We start from the raw sequence: 17189 nt of genomic DNA, 5'->3' as shown, positions 1-17189 counted from the left end.
AGTCGATTCAGATGGACACCACCCGACCAGTCGCGGGGGCCGCGCCGTGGTCGGCCGGACAGCGGACGGGACCCGTACCCCGACGAGGGCCCGATGCTCCGCCGAATGGCCGACCACCTCGCGAAACCCCGCCCCGTCGCCAGTGCGGCGACGGGGGTCCGGCGGCCGGACGTCGCGAAACCCCGAGGTGGCGTCCGGCCGCCACCGGCCGATGCAGACCCCAGAAGATCTCGGTCAACGCCGACCGCTGGAAATGACAATTCCCAACGGTTTCCAGGTATTCGGGAGATCCGTGAGGATTAACCGCGTGCCTTGAGTCCTGGCGCTGGCTGCCAGAGGAAGTGCGGCGACGTGCAGCAGATTCTCGTGGCATTCGACGGATTCGTTCCGGTAGTGACGACACTGCTCCTGATCGCGGTCGCCGTCGGATTCGGATCAGGAGTGCTCCGCGGCTATTCGACCGAGTCGTTCGTGATGCGGGAACCGCTGATCGACGGGGCGCTGGCCTACTCGGTCCTCGTCGTGGGCTACCTGGTCTTCACGCCCCAGGTGCCGACGCTGGAGCCGTTCCGGCCCGACATCGGCAACGACGTCTCGCAGGCGCTGGCCGCCGCCCCCGGTGACTCGCAGCCCTGGCTGCAGCTGGCGGGCAACCTCGTGCTGCTGCTGCCGCTGAGCGTGCTGGTGCCGCAACGACTTCCGTGGTTCGACAACCTCGCCAAGATCGCGCTCGGCGGTCTGCTGTGCTCGGCGGCGATCGAGGCGATCCAGTTCGTCGCGATCAGCGGTCGCGTCTGCTCCACCGACGACATCGTCTGCAACACCGTCGGCGCCACCCTCGGCGGCATGCTCGTGCGGTTGCCGTACTGGATCAGCCCCGCCAACCGGCCGCAGCACCGGACCACCGGCGAGGGCGACCCGACGGTCTGGCTGCTCATCGCCCGCATCGAGCACGAGCGCCAGTGCTACCAGGCCGCGGCGCAGAGCCGCCGCAGCCTCCCGCGCCGCCGCCCGGTCGTGCCGCAGCAGCCGGTGTTCAGCAAGCGCCCGGCGCTCGCCGGACCGGAGGTGTTCCACCACGCCCCGCTCGCGCGGCCGCCGATGAACCGCCAGCCGCAACGCCCGCCACTGGTCGGCCAGCAGCGCACCCGCTGAGACCCGGTGGTCACTTCTGGTGGTGCGAGCAGCTGGCACCGCCGCGGGTTCTGACACGTCTTCTGGCGAGTGCGCCGCGACGCGTTGCATGGGACATGCATCAGGAGTGGCGCACGGAGTCCAGAAGGCGTGTCAGGTTCCGCTACCCGCACCGCTGAGCAAAGCGACCACGGAGACCGCCTAGGAGTTGAGCTTCTGGTTCCGCTCGCTCATGTAGCGGCCCAGCTCTCGGACCTCTTGCTCGAGCTGCGGGATGAGCTTGATCAGCTGCTTGCGCATGAACAGCTCCACCAGGGCCGAACCCGGCAGGTTGCGCAGCCAGTGCATCAGCATGACCCCGCGCGGGACGTAGACGCGGCGCTTGCGGCGCTCGATCGCCTGGGCGAAGGCGCGCGCGCACGCGTCCGGGGTGGTGATGGCGCGCATCGGCCACGGGAGGCGCTTGCGCATCTCGGTGAAGGTCTTGAGATCGCCGGCGACCTCGCGCACCAGGTCGGTGTCGATCCACGACGGGTGCGCCGAACCGACCGACACGCCCAGGTGCAGCACCTCCATGCGCAGCGCGGAGGCGAAGGCCTCGGAGGCGGCCTTGCTCGCGGTGTAGGCGGCCATGCCGCCGATCGGCGCGAACGCCGACAGCGAGGAGACCACCAGCAGGTAGCCCTTGCTCGAGGCCAGCTCGGGCATCACCGCGCGGGCGGTGTGGAACACGCCGTTGACGTTGACGTCGATGGTCTTGGTGAAGCCGCGCGGGTCGCTCTCGCGGACGCTGCCCAGCGGTGCGATGCCCGCGTTGGCGATGGCGGCGTCGATCCGGCCGAACTTGGCGGTCGCCGCGTCCACGGCGGCCTGCAGGGACTCGGGGTCTGTGACATCGGCCTCGGCCCAGAAGTGGCCTTCGCCGAGCTCGGCGGCGACCTCGGCCAGCTCGTCGGGCTCCAGCCCCACCAGGGCGAGCTTGGCGCCGCGCCGGGCCAGCTCACGTGCGGTCTCGGCGCCGATCCCCCTGGCGGCGCCCGTGATCAGGACGACCTTGCCGGACACGTTCGGCATCTGCTCTCCCTTGAGTCAACCCGCTATCTACTCCGCAGTAGCCTACTCGCAGTAGGTTGTGACGTGAAGAGCGAAAAAGAGGCACCCACGACCAGGTCGCGGGTGCCTCTCATGTGGAAGCCAACTCGGGCGGGTGCTGCAAGCGGCGGAGCTGCGAGCAGTGAAAACCACTCCCGCAACCTGCACCGACGCGGGTTCTGAGGCGTCGTCTGGCGAGTGCGCCGCGACGCCGTGTTTGGCATGCATCAAGAGTGGCGCACGGAGTCCAGGCGGCGTCTCAGGTTCCGCCACTGGCACCGCTGAGCAAGTGGGGTACCTGTACCGAAGGATCAGGCGAGGGCGTTGAGCTTCGCGGTGATCTCCTGGTTCTCGGTGGCCAGCTCGGTGGCGAGCTCCTTGAGCTGGGCGTCGCTCTGGGCCGACTGGGCCAGCGTGGCGGCCTCGTTGACCAGGGTCAGCACCTTCTGCTTCCACTGGGCGTCGAACGCCGGGCCGCTCAGCGCGGACAGCGAGGCGTCGGCGGGCTCGGCGTGCGCGGCGCCACCGGCGTGCTGCTGCAGCTCGGAGACCTGCTCGGTCGCGGACTGCTTGAGCTCCGCGGCGACCTCCTTGGCCTGCGGGCTGGTCGCCTTGGTGGTGGCGAGTTCCGCCAGCGCCAGCACCTGCTGGCGGTTGCTCAGCAGCTCAGCGGCCGGACCGCTCGCGCCGTGCTCACCGGTCGAGGCCTGGCCGGCCATCTTCGGCGCGTCCGCGGGCGGGGTGCCCGGGGCCGGCGGCTGGTCGCTGTCGTACTCGGCCGGTGTGCAGCCCGCGAGTGCGATACCGCCGACCAGCACAGCGCCGATGATCGTGCTCTTCCGCACGTGCTTCCCCTCCAGGATCTGGTGGACGTCGTCCCAGGGCTGCCCGGTGCGAACGCAGGTGGGCTGCCGGACCTGTTGCCACGTAGGTTATCTGTCCGCCTCGTGCCCGGTGCGGCCGACGTCTTCCCGGTCGCGCTGTGTCTGATGGATCTCACCGCGGGTGACGATCGGGGGCCCGATGAATAGGGTGGCTACGGCCCGGCCGAACTCCGGCCGGACCCCGGGACTAGTATCCGCAGTCGGCGGCAATGCGACCGGCTCCTCGGGCAGGACTCCTGCCGGTCATCGCATGCTGTCACCGGCCCACCCGGGCCGGGGCGGATCCGTCCGGGTCCGAGAAGGCTTCAAGGGAGTGCAGGAGGCACCGTGACGGCCGTCGCGCCACAGCCGATCGCCACGCGCCCCTATCCGGTGCGCAAAACGGTTAAAGGGTCGTTCATGGCGCGGATGTTCCGCACCACGGACCACAAGCAAATCGGCATCCTCTACCTGGTCACCTCGATCGCGTTCTTCTTGGTCGGCGGCCTGATGGCGATGCTGATCCGCGGCGAGCTGGCCGTTCCGGGGCTGCAGTTCCTGTCGCAGGAGCAGTACAACCAGCTGTTCACCATGCACGGCACGATCATGCTGCTGCTGTACGCGACCCCGATCCTGTTCGGCTTCGCGAACTACATCCTTCCGCTGCAGATCGGCTCGCCGGACGTCGCGTTCCCGCGGTTGAACGCGTTCGGCTACTGGCTCTACCTGTTCGGCGGCCTCATGGTCGTCAGCGGCTTCCTGCTGCCGGGTGGCGCCGCCGACTTCGGCTGGTTCGCCTACACCCCGCTGTCGGACGCCCTGCACTCGCCGGGCCACGGCGCGGACATGTGGATCGCCGGTCTGGCCGTCTCCGGTCTGGGCACGATCCTCGGTGCGGTCAACATGCTGACCACCGTGATCTGCCTGCGCGCGCCGGGCATGACGATGTTCCGGATGCCGATCTTCACCTGGAACATCATGGTCACCAGCGTGCTGATCCTGATGGCGTTCCCGATCCTGACCGCCGCGCTGATGGGCCTGATGGCCGACCGGCACCTCGGTGCCCACGTCTTCGACCCGGCCAACGGCGGCGTCATCCTGTGGCAGCACCTGTTCTGGTTCTTCGGCCACCCCGAGGTCTACATCGTCGCGCTGCCGTTCTTCGGCATCGTCTCGGAGATCTTCCCGGTGTTCAGCCGCAAGCCGCTGTTCGGCTACTCGGGCCTGGTCTACGCGACCCTGGGCATCGCCGCGCTGTCGGTCGTCGTGTGGGCGCACCACATGTACGCCACCGGCGCCGTGCTGCTGCCGTTCTTCGCCTTCACCACGTTCCTGATCGCGGTCCCGACCGGTGTGAAGTTCTTCAACTGGATCGGCACCATGTGGAAGGGGCAGATGACCTTCGAGACGCCGATGATCTTCAGCGTCGGCTTCCTGGTCACCTTCCTCTTCGGTGGTCTCACCGGTGTCCTGCTGGCCATGCCGCCGGTCGACTTCCACGTCTCGGACACCTACTTCGTGGTCGCGCACTTCCACTACGTGCTCTACGGCACGATCGTGTTCGCCACCTTCGCCGGCATCTACTTCTGGTTCCCGAAGATGACGGGCCGGATGATGGACGAGCGGCTGGGCAAGCTGCACTTCTGGCTGACCTTCATCGGCTTCCACGGCACGTTCCTGGTGCAGCACTGGCTGGGCAACGAGGGCATGCCGCGCCGGTACGCCGACTACCTGGAGTCCGACGGCTTCACCACGCTGAACACGATTTCCACGGTCGGCGCGTTCATCCTGGGCGCCTCGATGCTGCCGTTCCTGTACAACATCTTCAAGAGCTACCGGTACGGCGAGATCGCCGAGGTCGACGACCCGTGGGGCTACGGCAACTCGCTGGAGTGGGCGACCTCCTGCCCGCCGCCGCGGCACAACTTCAAGGAGCTGCCGCGGATCCGCTCCGAGCGCCCGGCGTTCGAGCTGCACTACCCGCACATCTCCGAGCGGATGCGGCTCGAGGCGCACCTGTCGCTGACCGGCAAGACCTTGGCGCACAAGCACGAGGGCGAGGGTGACGGCGGCGTCGCCACCCTGCAGCCGCCCAAGACCAAGGACGACTCGGACCGGGACGACACCACCGAGAAGTGACCTCGTCGATAGCCCCGACCGGTACGACTGTGCCAGGGTAGGGCTAGCTCGACGGCGAGCCCCGGCGGGCCGATGGCCTGCCGGGGCTCGTTGCGTTTCGAAGAGGGTGTGCGGATGACCGGCGCAGCAGCACGGGGCGAGAACCGCGGTTTTCGCCCCGTCGCGGGCTGGGGCGGGCGTCCGGGCGGTCTCTGAGTCCACCTTTCTCGGCTAGAGAGGAACAATCGCAGTCGTGAGCTCGCATGCGACCACTGTGCTGATCACCGTGACCGGCAAGGACAAGCCCGGCGTCACGTCCGTGCTCTTCGCCGCGCTGACCCGCCACGGCGTCGACATCGTCGACGTCGAACAGGTGGTGATCCGCGGCCGCCTCGTGCTGGGCGCGCTGGTGTCCACCGAGATCGACCCCGAGAAGCTGCAGGAAGCCGTCGAACAGGCGATGGCCACGGTCGGCATGACCGTCGACGTCGAGATCGGCGCCGAGGACGGCGGCGCGGGCAAGCTCGGATCCACGCACGTCGTGGTCGTGCTCGGCCAGCCGGTGACCGCCCGCAACTTCAGCGACGTGTCGCGGGCGCTGGCCGACATCGACGTCAACATCGACTCGATCCGCCGCGTCGCCGACTACCCGGTCACCGGTCTGGAACTGCAGGTCACGGCCCCGAACGCGGAGGACGACGAGCAGCTGACCGAGGCGATGGCGGCGTTAGCCGCCAGCACCGGCGTCGACCTGGCGGTGGAGCGCACGGGCCTGTCCCGCCGCGCCAAGCGGCTGGTGGTCTTCGACGTCGACTCCACGCTGATCCAGGGCGAGGTCATCGAGATGCTGGCCCGCCGCGCGGGCTGCGAGGACCAGGTCCGCGAGGTCACCGAGCGCGCGATGCGCGGCGAGCTGGACTTCGGCGAGTCGCTGCGCCAGCGGGTCGCCGTCCTCGAGGGCCTGCCCGCCACCGTCCTCGACGAGGTCGCGGCCGAGCTGGCGCTCACCCCGGGCGCGCGGACCACGATCCGCACCCTGCGCAGGCTGGGCTTCCACACCGGTGTCGTCTCCGGCGGGTTCACGCAGATCATCGACCAGCTGGTGGACGAGCTGGGGATGGACTTCAGCGCCGCCAACGAGCTGGAGGTCGTCGACGGCAAGCTCACCGGCCGTGTCATCGGTGAGATCGTCGACCGGCCGGGCAAGGCCAAGGCGCTGCGGCGCTTCGCGGAGGACTTCGGGGTTCCCTCCGCCCAGTGCGTGGCCGTCGGCGACGGTGCCAACGACATCGACATGCTCACCGCCGCGGGGCTGGGTGTGGCGTTCAACGCCAAGCCCGCGCTGCGCGAGGTCGCCGACACCGCGCTGTCCTACCCGTTCCTGGACACGGTGCTGTTCGTGCTGGGCGTGACGCGCGCCGAGATCGAGGCGGCCGACGCCGAGGACGGCGTGCTGCGACGGGTGCCACTCGAGCAGTGATTCCGGAACAGCTGCGGCATGGCGGGAGTTGAGCAGGACGTGTTGCCCCTTTCCGTGCTCGACCCGCTCCTCTCCCGCTACGCCCAGTGGCTCTCGCTGTCCGGCGAGGCCACCGCGGACACCTCGGACGAGGACCCGGACGACGTCGTGCTGATGCCGATGGTGCTGCGCATCGAGCGCCGCGAACCGCCGGCCCGCACGGCGCTGCTGGAGGCCGCGGCCGCTGCCGCGCTCGCGGTCTGCCTCGACGAGCGCTGCGCTACCGAGGGGGAGTGGCACGAGGCGATGCACGGCTGGATCTCCGGCCGCATCCGCAAGGTCACCCGTCGCGCCCGGGGCGCGCACTGGGAGGCCGTGCAGTCGTTGCCCGGGATCACCGTCGAGGTCGGCGGTGCCGAGGTCCGCGCGCTGCTGCCGATGCGGGTCGCCGACATGCCCAAGGAGCTCAGCCGCCTGCAGATCTCCGGCAGCGAGCTCGAACCCGACTCGCCGGGACCGGTCCCCGCCGGCGTTCCGGTCCTGTGGCTGAACCCGGACGTCCCGATGAGCGCGGGCAAGTCCGCGGCCCAGGTCGGCCACGCCACCATGATCCTCGCGGCCCAACTGCACGGCGAGGGCGCTGACGAGGACCTGGAGCGCTGGGCGGCCGAGGGCTACCGGTGCGCGGTCCGCCAGGCCTCGCCGACGACCTGGAACGACCTCCACCCCGGCGACGACCCCGAGACCGCCTGGCGCAAGAACCGCGTCGCCGCGGTCCGCGACGCGGGCTTCACCGAGGTCGACCCCGGCACGGTCACGGTCCTCGCCCAGTGGCCATCGTCCTGAACCACCGGACCGTGGGACAGAATTCGAATTTCGCGCGAAATTCGACACCCACGCGGAGCCCTCGAATTTCGCGCGAAATTTGACTCCCGGGCGCCCACGTCGGACTTCGCGCGAACCTGAAGAGCGCCGTCCGGAATGCTCGGCCGCGGGTACCGGAGGCTGGACTGGCCGAACGCGGGTCGCTCCGGGGTTCGGACGCGGGGTGTGGGCGTGGGGGCGGCGTTTCGGGCTGGGACGGGAGCGGTGCGGGTGGTCAGTCGTCGCCGAGGCCTCGGGCTGCGAGGGCTTCGCCGAGGTCGTCGGCGTGGCGGAGGGTTCTGACGAGGAACGGGATGGCGAAGGCTGGCAGGGAGCGGTCGGCGCCCCTCGCCCGCTGGGCCTCGCGGACCTGGCTGGCGATCGTGGACAGGGCCGCGATCGCTTGGACCGTCAGGCCGACCAGGAGCCCGACTCGTTCCGGGCGCACGCCGAACCGGGCGAACGGGCGCAGCGCTCGCTCCACCGACGTGACCAGGTCGTCGACCTTGGTGACCAGGGTGAACAGGTTCGCGGCGGCCAGCGTGGCCAGCAGGCGGAGGCTGATCGTCTCGGCGCGGGCGAGGTCGAGCATCCACCACTGGAGCGCGAAGACGACCGCGACCAGCGGGAGCAGGAACCGGGCGATCTGCCAGACGCGGCGCAGCGGGATCCGGCCGATCGCGTAGCCCAGCGCCGCCGCGAGCACGCACGCCGCCAGCGCCGCCGGGGCGCTGAGCAGGAACGTGGCGATCGCGAAGACCAGCAGCGCCAGCAGCTTCCAGCCCGCGCCGAGGCGGTGCAGCGGGCTGGTGCCCGGCTCGTGGAGGCCCAGCGGGTTCACCCGACCAGCTCCCGGTAGAAGCCGACCGCCGCCTCCGGGACGTCGTCGGCGACGACCCGGCCCTGGTCGAGCACGATCACGCGGTCGAAGTCGCCGAGCAGGTCGAGGTCGTGGGTGACCAGCACGACCTGCTGCTGCAGGCCGGACAGGACCTCGGCGAAGTGCCGCTTGTTGCGCAGGTCGAGCAGCGTCGTGGGCTCGTCGCAGACCAGCACGTCGGGTTCCAGCACCAGCATCGAGCACAGCGCGAGCAGCTGCTTCTGGCCGCCGGAGAGCTGGTGCGCGGGGTGCTCGGCGTAGCCGTCAAGGCCGTGGCGGGCCAGCACCTCGACCGCGCGCCGCTGCCGCTCCGACTTGGACAGGCCCTGCTTGCGCAGCGAGAACGCGACGTCCTCACCGGCGGTGGGCATGACGATCTGGCTGTCGGGGTGGGTGAAGACGAAACCGACGCGTTGCCGCACCTCGCGGCCCTCGCGGGCCACGTCGAGACCGTCCACCCGCACCCGGCCCCGGCTGGGGCGCACCAGACCGTTGATCATCCGGGCGAGGGTGGACTTGCCGGAGCCGTTGGCCCCGACGAACGCCACCCGCCGCTCGGGAAGCCGCAGGTCCACGCCCTCCAGCACGGTGCGCTCGTCGTAGCTGTGCCTGACGCCTTCGAACTCGATCAACCCACTCGCTCCCACATCGTCGCCACGCCCAGCCCGCCGCCGGAGGACAGCGCGGCCATGCCGATCCGCGGCCCGTCCTGCCGGACCATCCGGCTGAACAACCGGACGACCAGCACCGCGCCCGACGCGCCCCACGGGTGTCCGAGGGCGATCGCGCCGCCGTCCGGTCCGGCGAGCTCTTCGTCGAGGCCCGCCGCGTCCAGGCACGCGAGGGCCTGACCGGCGAAGGCCTCGTTGAACTCCACCACCTCCGGTGCGTGCCGCTCGCACAGGTCACGCATCGCCGGCACCGCGCCGAGCCCGAGCCGGTTCGGGTCCACGCCCGAGGTCCGCGCCCCGATCAGCCGCAGGCCCGGCACCCCCAGTTTCGCGCGCTGCTGTTCGCTGGTGATCAGCACCGCCGCGGCGCCGTCGCTGATGCCGCACGAGTTCGCCGCCGTCGCGGTGCCGTCGGCGGTGAAGGCCGGGCGGAACCGGGCCAGGCGCTCCGGCGTGAAACCCCTGCGCGGGCGTTCGTCGCTGGTCGCGGGGCCGATCGGCACCAGCTCGGCGTCGAAGCGGCCCGCGTCCTGGGCGGCGGTGGCGCGCGCGTGGCTGCGGGCGGCGAAGGCGTCCTGGCGCTCCCGGCCGATGCCGGCCTCGGCGGCCACCAGGTCGGCGGCCGGGCCCATGTCCGGGTCGCCGATCTCGGCCGGGGCGAACGGGGCGCGCTGGTAGAAGCGCGGCGGCTCGGTCGCGTTGCGCGGCCGCCACGCGCGCCACGGCGCGGTCGACGGGCTCTCCACGCCTCCGGCCAGGACGAACCCGTCCCCGGTGAGCATCGAGGCCGCCGTGGTGATCGCCGAGAGGCCGCTGGCGCACTGCCGGTCGATCGTCATGCCCGGCGTGGCCTCGCCCAGACCGGCGCGCAGCGCCGCCACCCGGGCCGGGTTCCCACCGGGGCCGAGGACGTTGCCCAGCAGCACGTCGTCGACCCGCTCGATCCCGGCGTCGTCCAGCACCGCGCGCAGCACGGGCGCGGCGAGCCGGTCGACTTCGACGTGGCGGAGGAGGCCGCCGGCCTCGCCGATGGGCGTGCGACGGGCGGCGATGATCACCGGGGTCACAGCGGTTCCCCGCTGCTCAGCCGCTCGGCGATCACCGCGCGGGCGGGCTTGCCGGAGGACGTGCGCGGCAGCGCGTCGACTGCCAGCCAGCGGCGCGGGCGCTCGGCCGGGTGCAACCGCGCGCGGGCGTGAGCGCGCAGGTCCGCCGAGCGCGCCTCTCCCTCGACGACGGCGGTGACCAGCGAACCGAATCGCGGGTGCGGGGTGGCGGCGACGACCACGTCCAGCACGCCGTCGACCTCGCGCAGCACCGACTCGACGGCCTCCGCCGCGATCAGCCGGGCCCCGGTGTCGATCACCGCCCCGGCGCGGCCCAGGACTTCCAGCGACCCGTCGGGGTGCTGAACCGCCTGGTCACCGGTCCAGCCCGTTGCGGCCGGGACGAGTTCGCCGCGCTCCAGGTAGCCGTCGAAGGCGAGGTCGGAGCGCACCCGCAGGAGTCCGCCGGTGGCCTCGACGTCGACCACCGGCATCAGGCGCTCGTCGTGGCGGACCGCGATCAGCGACTGCTCGGCCGACCCGTAGTACTCGATCAGCCGGCAGTCCGGAAGCGCCTTGGCCAGGCGGTGCTCCAGCACCGGGTCGACCTTCGACCCGCCGCAGATCACCAACCGCAGCGCGCAGTCGGCCCGCAGCAGCGGGTCCTGCTCCAGCACGGCCAGCAGCGCGGACAGCTGCGCCGGAACCAGGTGGACCACGGTGGCCTCGCGCGCGGCCTCGGCGGCTCGCGAGGCCGACCAGCGGTCGAGAAGACGCAGGTCAGCGCCGCAGTGCAGGGCGTGCAGGGCGCCGAAGAGGAACAGCGATGAGCTCAACGACCCGGGGATCAGCACCCGGTCGCGGGCCTCCAGCGCAACGCCGAGCGCGGTGAAGCTGCGCAGCCACGACCCGCGCGAACGCGCCAAGACCTTCGGCCGTCCGGTGCTGCCCGAGGTGGTGGGCAGGTAGAACCAGGTCGACTCGTCGCCCACCGGCACCGCGGTGCCCAGGTCCTCGCCGAGGGGCGCGTCGGCGTCGACGAGCACGTCGGGGCGGGCGTCGTCCAGCACCGCGTCGAGGTCCGGCCAGTCCGGATCGACCAGCAGCGAAGCGCATCCGGCCAGGTCAGCGCCCAGGAAGTGGATCAGCCGGGCCGTCTCGTCCGTCCCCGAGATCGCCACCCGCGCGCCCGGCGGCAACCGCCGGGCCACCCGTCGCGCGGCCGAGGCCAGCTCCGGGCCGGTCAGCTCACCGACGCCGGAGGTGGGTTCTCGCCCGAGGATCGGCAGCACGTCAACCCTCGGCGGGCCGCCGCGCCGCACCCGTCAGCGACTGCGGAACCGCCCGGTGCACGGCCACCGCGACCAGCGACACCGCCAGCAGCTTCACCGCGTCACCCGGCAGGAACACCAGCGACTGCACCGCCGCCGACGGCAGGTCGCCGATCATCAGGCCCCAGTACGGGATGCCGATCAGGTAGTCGGCGGCGACACCGGCGACGTTGGCCAGCAGCAGCACGCCGATGCCCGGCTTCGCCGAGCGCTGCACGATCAGGCCCACCACCAGCGCGGACAGGACCCAGCCCAGCAGGAAACCACCGCTCGGGCCGAGGAACGGGGCGATGCCGCCGCGCCCACCGGACAGCAGCGGCAGACCGATCGCGGTCAGCGCCACGAACAGCAGCACCGACGCCGCGCCGCGCCGGGCACCGAGGATGCTGCCCGCCAGCAGCGGGCCCGCGTTCTGCAGCACGACCGGCACGGCCGCACCACCCAGGTAGAAGCCGGGGAAGATCCCGAGCACGGCGATGAAGGCGGCGAACACCGCGGTGCGCGCCAGGTTCGCGGCCGGCGAGGACGGGCGTTCGGACACAGCGGCACTCCCGAGGTCGAGGTCGACGACCGGATGAAACTACCCGCAGACCAGCGCGGGGCGTGAGCGGGTGTGGGCAGTTCAACCTCAGCCGGCGGTGAGCCGCTTCAGCGCGCCCCGGACCACCTCGGGATCGTGCGTGGTCCAGAACGGCGGCAGCGACGCCCGCAGGAAACCGCCGTAGCGGGCGGTCGCCAGCCTCGGGTCCAGCACCGCGATCACGCCCTTGTCGTTCGGCGACCGCAGCAGGCGGCCCGCGCCCTGCGCCAGCAGCAGCGCGGCGTGCGTACCGGCGACCGTGATGAACCCGTTGCCACCGTGCTCGGAGATCCGCTGCTGCCGGGCCGAGGCCAGCGGGTCGTCGGGCCGCGGGAACGGGATCCGGTCCATGATCACCAGCTGCAGCGAGTCGCCGGGCACGTCCACGCCCTGCCACAGCGACAGGGTGCCGAACAGCGAGGTCTCCGGGTCCTCGGCGAAGCGGTTGACCAGCAGCGCCGTGGTGTCGTCGCCCTGGCACAGCACCGGCGTGGACAGGCGTTTGCGCAGCTCCTCGCCGGCTTGCTCGGCGGCGCGGCGGGACGAGAACAGCCCCAGCGTCCGGCCACCGGCGGCCTGCACCAGCTCGGTGATCTCGTCCAGGACCTGCGGCGGGAGCCCGTCGCGACCGGGCGGTGGCAGGTGGCGGGCGATGTAGAGGATGCCGCTGCGCTGGTGCTCGAACGGCGAACCGACGTCCAGGCCGGTCCACTTCAGCGTCCCGCCGTCCGACGGCGCCTCCTTGGCGGTGGCCATCCCGGGCGCCTTCTCGACCGGCTGCTCCGGCGGCAGGCCCCACTGGCGGGCCAGGGTGTCGAAGGACCCGCCCAGCGACAGCGTCGCCGAGGTCAGCACCGTCGTGCGCTGGCCGAACAGCCGGTCGCGCAGCAGGCCGCCGACACCGATCGGCGCCACCCGCACCGCCTTGGGCCGGTTCGGCTCGCCCGACACCCACACGACGTCGTGCTGCTTGCCGTCGTCGAAGCCCTCCAGCAGCCGGACCGCCGTGTCGTGCACGTCCTCGGTGAGCGCGTGCGCGAGCTTGCGGGCCGTGCTGCCCTCGACGTCCTCCTTGCGCTCCGGCCCCAGCGCCGAGATGCACGCCCACGCCGCGTCGCGGACCACGGTCAGCGCGCCGCCGAGGGCTTCGGGCAGCTCTTCCAGCCGGCCGGGGGCGGCGTCCTCCAGGACCAGCTCCAGGCCTTCGGCGGCCTCGTCGAGGCGGTCGGCGGTCTCCTCGTCGACGGCCCGGCCGCAGCGCCGCGCGGCCAGCTTCACCGACCCGGCCGTGAGCTCGCCGGTGGCGGCCGAGGTGACCCGGTCGACCAGGTCGTGGGCCTCGTCGACCAGCACCACGTCGTGCTCGGGCAGCACCGGCCGGTCGTCGAGGGCGTCGATGGCCAGCAGCGCGTGGTTGGTGACGACGATGTCCGCGCGTCCGGCCGTGGCGCGGGCGCGTTCGGCGAAGCAGTCCACGCCCACCGGGCAGCGGTGCACGCCGAGGCATTCCTTGGCGGTCACCGACAGCTGCCGCCACGCCTGGTCGGTCACGCCGGGAACCAGCTCGTCGCGGTCACCGGTCTCGGTCTCAGTGGCCCACTCCTGCACCCGCTGCACCTGGCGTTCCAGGGCGGAGGCGGCGAAGGCGTCGAACAGCGCGTCCTCGTCCGGTTCCGACGGCGCGTTGCCGTGGATCCGGTTCAGGCACAGGTAGTTGCGGCGTCCCTTGAGGATCGCGAAAGTCGGTTTGCGGCCGAGGGTTTCGGCGAGCGCGTCGGACAGGCGCGGCAGGTCGCGGTCCACCAGCTGGCGCTGCAGCGCGATCGTCGCCGTGGACACGACCACGGTCGTGCCGTCGGCGACGGCGTGCCGGATCGCCGGGACCAGGTAGGCCAGCGACTTGCCGGTGCCCGTCCCGGCCTGCACGGCGAGGTGCTCGCCGGTGGTGATGGTGTGCTCCACGGCCTCGGCCATCCGGGCCTGGCCCTCGCGCGGCACGCCGCCGACCGCCTCCACGGCCACCTTCATCAGGGTCGCGAGGTCGGGGATGTCCTTGCGCGCCTTGCCCAGCGGCAGCGATGGTTCCTCGGCGTCGGCCCGGCTCGCGCGCTCGAGATCGGCGGCGATCTCCGGCGGGAGCTCGTCGGCGTCATCGGCTTCGAACGCGACCGGGTCGGACCATCGCGGGACAGAGGTGGGCACCCGGGAAATCTACCGCCCAGCACCGACGGGATCGGTCAGGAGACCACGACGGGGTCTCCGAGCAGGGTGGTACCGGCCGCGTCGAGGTCCTTGAGGGCCTGGTCGACGGTCGATCGCGACACGCCGGCGGTGAGTTGGAGGTGGATCGTGGTGTCCAGCCCGGCCTGCACGGCGTCGAGGGCGGTGGCGCGGACGCAGTGGTCGGTGGCGATGCCAACGATGTCGACCGCGCGCACACCCCGGTCCGTCAGCCACGTCGGCAACCCCAGGTTCGCGCGGTCGACGCCCTCGAAACCCGAGTAGCCGTCGCTGTACTGGCCCTTGGAGAACACCGCCGTGATCGGCGCGACGTCGAGCTCCGGGTGGAACGCCGCGCCCGCCGTGCCCGCCACGCAGTGCCTCGGCCAGGAGCGCACGAAGTCCGGCTCGTCGCTGAAGTGGGCGCCCGGGTCGACGTGGTAGTCGCGGGTGGCCACGACGTGCTCGTAGCTCGAGTCGGCCAGGAACTCCGAGATCGCCGCTGCCACCCCGCTGCCCCCGGCGACGGCGAGCGCCCCGCCTTCGCAGAAGTCGTTCTGCACGTCGACGATGATCAGCGCTTTGCTCATCGCACCTCACCTCCAGCGGGTTCGGTGCCCGATTCTTTCCTAACGTCAGGCTCCGTGGAAGACCGTGGGGATGGCCGGTTCGCCGTTGGACAGCTTCAACCCCTCCCACGGCAAGGTCACCAGGGCGCGGCGCAGCCGCTCGCGGTCCTGCTCCAGCGTCGGCAGGTCGTCGACCAGCTTGCCGTCGCGGATCAGCGGGATCTGCAGGTGCCGGTCGTTCGGCCCGAGCTCGGGCTCGGCGCCCACGGCGTGGACGACCTCCTCGACGGCGGTGCCGGTGTCCTTGTAGCGGCGGATCGCGGCCTTGCGGCCACCGCGCGACTCCTTGTGCGAGCTGCGCTTGGCCACCGGGCGGCCCTCGACCTCCACCAGCTTGTAGACCATCTCCGCCGTCGGCGCGCCCGAGCCGGTGACCAGCGACGTTCCGACGCCGTAGCCGTCGACGGGCTCGGCGCGCAGCGAGGCGATGGCGTACTCGTCGAGGTCGCCGGAGACCACGACGCGGGTGTTGGTGGCGCCGAGCGCGTCGAGCTGCTCGCGGGCCTGGCGGGCCAGCACGCCCACGTCACCGGAGTCGATGCGCACCGCGCCCAGCCCGGTCCCGGCGACCTGCACGGCGAGGTCGATGCCCCGGCTGATGTCGTAGGTGTCGACCAGCAGCGTGGTGTCGGTGCCCAGCGCGGCGATCTGCGACTCGAACGCCGAGGCCTCCGAGTCGTGCAGCAGCGTGAAGGCGTGCGCGGCGGTGCCCGCGGTGGGGATGCCGTATCGGCGTCCGGCCTCCAGGTTGGAGGTGGCGGTGAACCCGGCCAGGTAGGCGATGCGGGCCGCCGACACCGCGGACTCCTCGTGGGTGCGGCGCGACCCCATCTCGATGATCCGGCGCCCGTTGGCGGCCGAGACCATGCGCGCGGCCGCGGCGGCGATCGCGCTGTCGTGGTTGAGGATCGACAGCACCACGGTCTCCAGCACGACGGCTTCGGCGAAGGTGCCGCGCACCGTCAGCAGCGGCGAGCCGGGGAAGAACAGCTCGCCCTCCGGGTAGCCGTCGACCTGCCCGCTGAACCGGTAGTCGCGCAGCCACTCCAGGGTTCGCTCGTCGACCACCCGGTGCTCGGCGAGCTGGGCGATCTCGGCGTCGCCGAACCGGAAGTTCTCCACGGCGTCCAGCACGCGCCCGATGCCACCGGCGACGCCGTAGCGGCGCCCGTTGGGCAGCCGACGGGTGAACACCTCGAACGTGCACTCGCGGTGCGCCGTGCCATCACGCAGTGCGCTGGCCAACATCGTCAGCTCGTAGTGGTCGGTCAACAGCGCGGTGCTAGAGCTCATGCCGCAAAGATTACGTGGTTCTTGTGGGGGACCTGCGAAGTCGACCTGGTTGCCGCCGCCGATGGTTCTGAAGGGTTGTCGGATTTGGTCGTGCGGTGGGTACGGCTGTTACGTGGGCATGCGACGATGGGGCCATGACCTCGCCCGCTGAAATCGAGCGCGCGCAACTCGAGCAGGACGCCGAAGGCACTGCGGACAAGCCGTGGGTGACCGTGGTCTGGAACGACCCGGTCAACCTCATGTCCTATGTGACCTACGTGCTCCAGAAGATCTTCGGGTACTCCCGGGATCACGCTACGAAGTTGATGCTGGACGTGCACCACAAGGGCAAGGCGGTGGTTTCCTCGGGCTCCAAGGAGAAGGTCGAGGGCGACGTGGCGAAGCTCCACTCCGCCGGCTTGTGGGCGACGATGCAGAAGGATTCGTGAGTGGACGGCTGGACCCGCAAGAACGGTCACGTGCAGGCCGAGATCTCCCAACAGGAGGCGGCCGTCATCCGCGGCCTGGTCGGGCAGATCAAGGACATGCTCACCGCCCGCGCTGACGAGGCCCCCAAGGACGAGCTCGCCGAGCTGACCGGCATCCGCACCGGTCCGTCCACGCCCCCGGAGGACCGGGTGGTCGCGCGGCTGCTGCCGGACTTCTACCGGCGCGACCCGATCACCGGGGACACCGACGAGGAGGAGACCGACGCCGCCGCCGCGATGCGTTCGCTGCACGAACCGGCGTTGCTGGAGGCCAAGACCGGTGCGGCCCAGCTGATCCTGGAGACCTGCCCGCCGATGGGCGGCAAGGTCAAGCTCACCAGCGAGCAGGCCGACAGCTGGCTGACCGCCCTCAACGACGTCCGCCTGGCGCTGGGCACGGCCCTCGACGTCGAGGACGACATGCCCGATGAGCTCCCGGAGGACGACCTCCGCCGCGAGCACCTGGGCGTCTACCAGTGGCTCACCTGGGTGCAGGACTCGCTCGTCAGCGCGCTGCTCGGCTGATTTCCCGGCGCCCCCGC

The 17189-nt window shown here is 71.4% G+C and carries 16 protein-coding genes; 6 read left to right on the top strand and 10 right to left on the bottom strand.

Annotated elements, in window-relative coordinates; all coding sequences use genetic code 11:
• The first annotated feature begins 393 nt into the window (after positions 1 to 393).
• Positions 394 to 1155: a VanZ family protein gene (locus R4I43_RS00490; RefSeq protein WP_324263463.1), complete on the top strand. Its 762-nt coding sequence runs from the start codon at positions 394 to 396 to the stop codon at positions 1153 to 1155.
• Between the two features lie 180 nt (positions 1156 to 1335).
• Here the strand turns inward: R4I43_RS00490 and R4I43_RS00485 are convergent, their stop codons facing one another.
• Complete coding sequence (locus R4I43_RS00485) at positions 1336 to 2208, bottom strand: SDR family oxidoreductase (RefSeq protein WP_324263462.1); 873 nt, start codon at positions 2206 to 2208, stop codon at positions 1336 to 1338.
• Positions 2209 to 2537: 329 nt separating this feature from the next.
• Positions 2538 to 3071 carry a DUF305 domain-containing protein gene (locus R4I43_RS00480; protein ID WP_324263461.1) on the bottom strand — a complete coding sequence of 178 codons (534 nt, stop codon included), beginning with the start codon at positions 3069 to 3071 and terminating at the stop codon, positions 2538 to 2540.
• A 366-nt stretch (positions 3072 to 3437) separates the two neighbouring features.
• On the opposite strand from R4I43_RS00480, the gene ctaD reads away from it, so the two are divergent.
• The 3 genes from ctaD (at position 3438) to R4I43_RS00465 (ending at position 7512) form a co-directional block, all read left to right on the top strand.
• The gene (gene ctaD / locus R4I43_RS00475; protein ID WP_324263460.1) at positions 3438 to 5228 is read left to right on the top strand and encodes an aa3-type cytochrome oxidase subunit I; all 1791 of its coding nucleotides are present in this window, start codon (positions 3438 to 3440) and stop codon (positions 5226 to 5228) included.
• Between the two features lie 232 nt (positions 5229 to 5460).
• The gene (serB, locus tag R4I43_RS00470; protein WP_324263459.1) at positions 5461 to 6687 is read left to right on the top strand and encodes a phosphoserine phosphatase SerB; all 1227 of its coding nucleotides are present in this window, start codon (positions 5461 to 5463) and stop codon (positions 6685 to 6687) included.
• Between the two features lie 18 nt (positions 6688 to 6705).
• Positions 6706 to 7512, top strand: a complete 807-nt coding sequence (locus tag R4I43_RS00465; protein ID WP_324263458.1) for an aminoacyl-tRNA hydrolase — start codon at positions 6706 to 6708, stop codon at positions 7510 to 7512.
• Positions 7513 to 7765: 253 nt separating this feature from the next.
• On the opposite strand, the gene R4I43_RS00460 is transcribed toward R4I43_RS00465, so the two are convergent.
• The 8 genes from R4I43_RS00460 to R4I43_RS00425 form a co-directional block, all read right to left on the bottom strand.
• Positions 7766 to 8371 carry an energy-coupling factor transporter transmembrane component T family protein gene (locus R4I43_RS00460; protein WP_324263457.1) on the bottom strand — a complete coding sequence of 202 codons (606 nt, stop codon included), beginning with the start codon at positions 8369 to 8371 and terminating at the stop codon, positions 7766 to 7768.
• Positions 8368 to 9042: an energy-coupling factor ABC transporter ATP-binding protein gene (locus tag R4I43_RS00455; RefSeq protein ID WP_324263456.1), complete on the bottom strand. Its 675-nt coding sequence runs from the start codon at positions 9040 to 9042 to the stop codon at positions 8368 to 8370. The genes R4I43_RS00460 and R4I43_RS00455 overlap by 4 nt, the downstream gene beginning before the upstream one ends.
• Positions 9039 to 10139: a thiolase family protein gene (locus R4I43_RS00450; RefSeq protein WP_324263848.1), complete on the bottom strand. Its 1101-nt coding sequence runs from the start codon at positions 10137 to 10139 to the stop codon at positions 9039 to 9041. The genes R4I43_RS00455 and R4I43_RS00450 overlap by 4 nt, the downstream gene beginning before the upstream one ends.
• A 5-nt stretch (positions 10140 to 10144) precedes the next feature.
• Positions 10145 to 11419: an AMP-binding protein gene (locus R4I43_RS00445; RefSeq protein WP_324263455.1), complete on the bottom strand. Its 1275-nt coding sequence runs from the start codon at positions 11417 to 11419 to the stop codon at positions 10145 to 10147.
• 1 nt (position 11420) lies between these two features.
• Positions 11421 to 11999 carry a biotin transporter BioY gene (locus R4I43_RS00440; RefSeq protein ID WP_324263454.1) on the bottom strand — a complete coding sequence of 193 codons (579 nt, stop codon included), beginning with the start codon at positions 11997 to 11999 and terminating at the stop codon, positions 11421 to 11423.
• An 87-nt stretch (positions 12000 to 12086) separates the two neighbouring features.
• On the bottom strand, positions 12087 to 14165 hold the full coding sequence (locus R4I43_RS00435) for an ATP-dependent DNA helicase (RefSeq protein WP_407691178.1): 2079 nt from the start codon (positions 14163 to 14165) through the stop codon (positions 12087 to 12089).
• 110 nt (positions 14166 to 14275) lie between these two features.
• Entirely contained in the window at positions 14276 to 14848 is a 573-nt protein-coding gene (locus R4I43_RS00430; protein WP_324263453.1) for an isochorismatase family protein, read from the bottom strand.
• A 45-nt stretch (positions 14849 to 14893) separates the two neighbouring features.
• Positions 14894 to 16180 (bottom strand): nicotinate phosphoribosyltransferase, encoded by a 1287-nt coding sequence (locus R4I43_RS00425; RefSeq protein WP_324263452.1) that lies wholly within the window; start codon positions 16178 to 16180, stop codon positions 14894 to 14896.
• A 134-nt stretch (positions 16181 to 16314) separates the two neighbouring features.
• Between R4I43_RS00425 and clpS the strand changes: the two genes are divergently transcribed.
• Together clpS and R4I43_RS00415 are read left to right on the top strand one after the other, a co-directional pair.
• Positions 16315 to 16608 (top strand): ATP-dependent Clp protease adapter ClpS, encoded by a 294-nt coding sequence (gene clpS / locus R4I43_RS00420; RefSeq protein ID WP_324263451.1) that lies wholly within the window; start codon positions 16315 to 16317, stop codon positions 16606 to 16608.
• Positions 16609 to 17172 (top strand): DUF2017 domain-containing protein, encoded by a 564-nt coding sequence (locus R4I43_RS00415; RefSeq protein WP_324263450.1) that lies wholly within the window; start codon positions 16609 to 16611, stop codon positions 17170 to 17172.
• Positions 17173 to 17189 lie beyond the last annotated feature (17 nt).

The sequence above is a fragment of the Saccharopolyspora mangrovi genome (assembly GCF_035320975.1).
Taxonomy (GTDB): domain Bacteria; phylum Actinomycetota; class Actinomycetes; order Mycobacteriales; family Pseudonocardiaceae; genus Saccharopolyspora; species Saccharopolyspora mangrovi.
The sequence above is the reverse complement of the archived record's forward strand: the minus strand, read 5'-3'. Positions and strand labels throughout refer to the sequence as shown.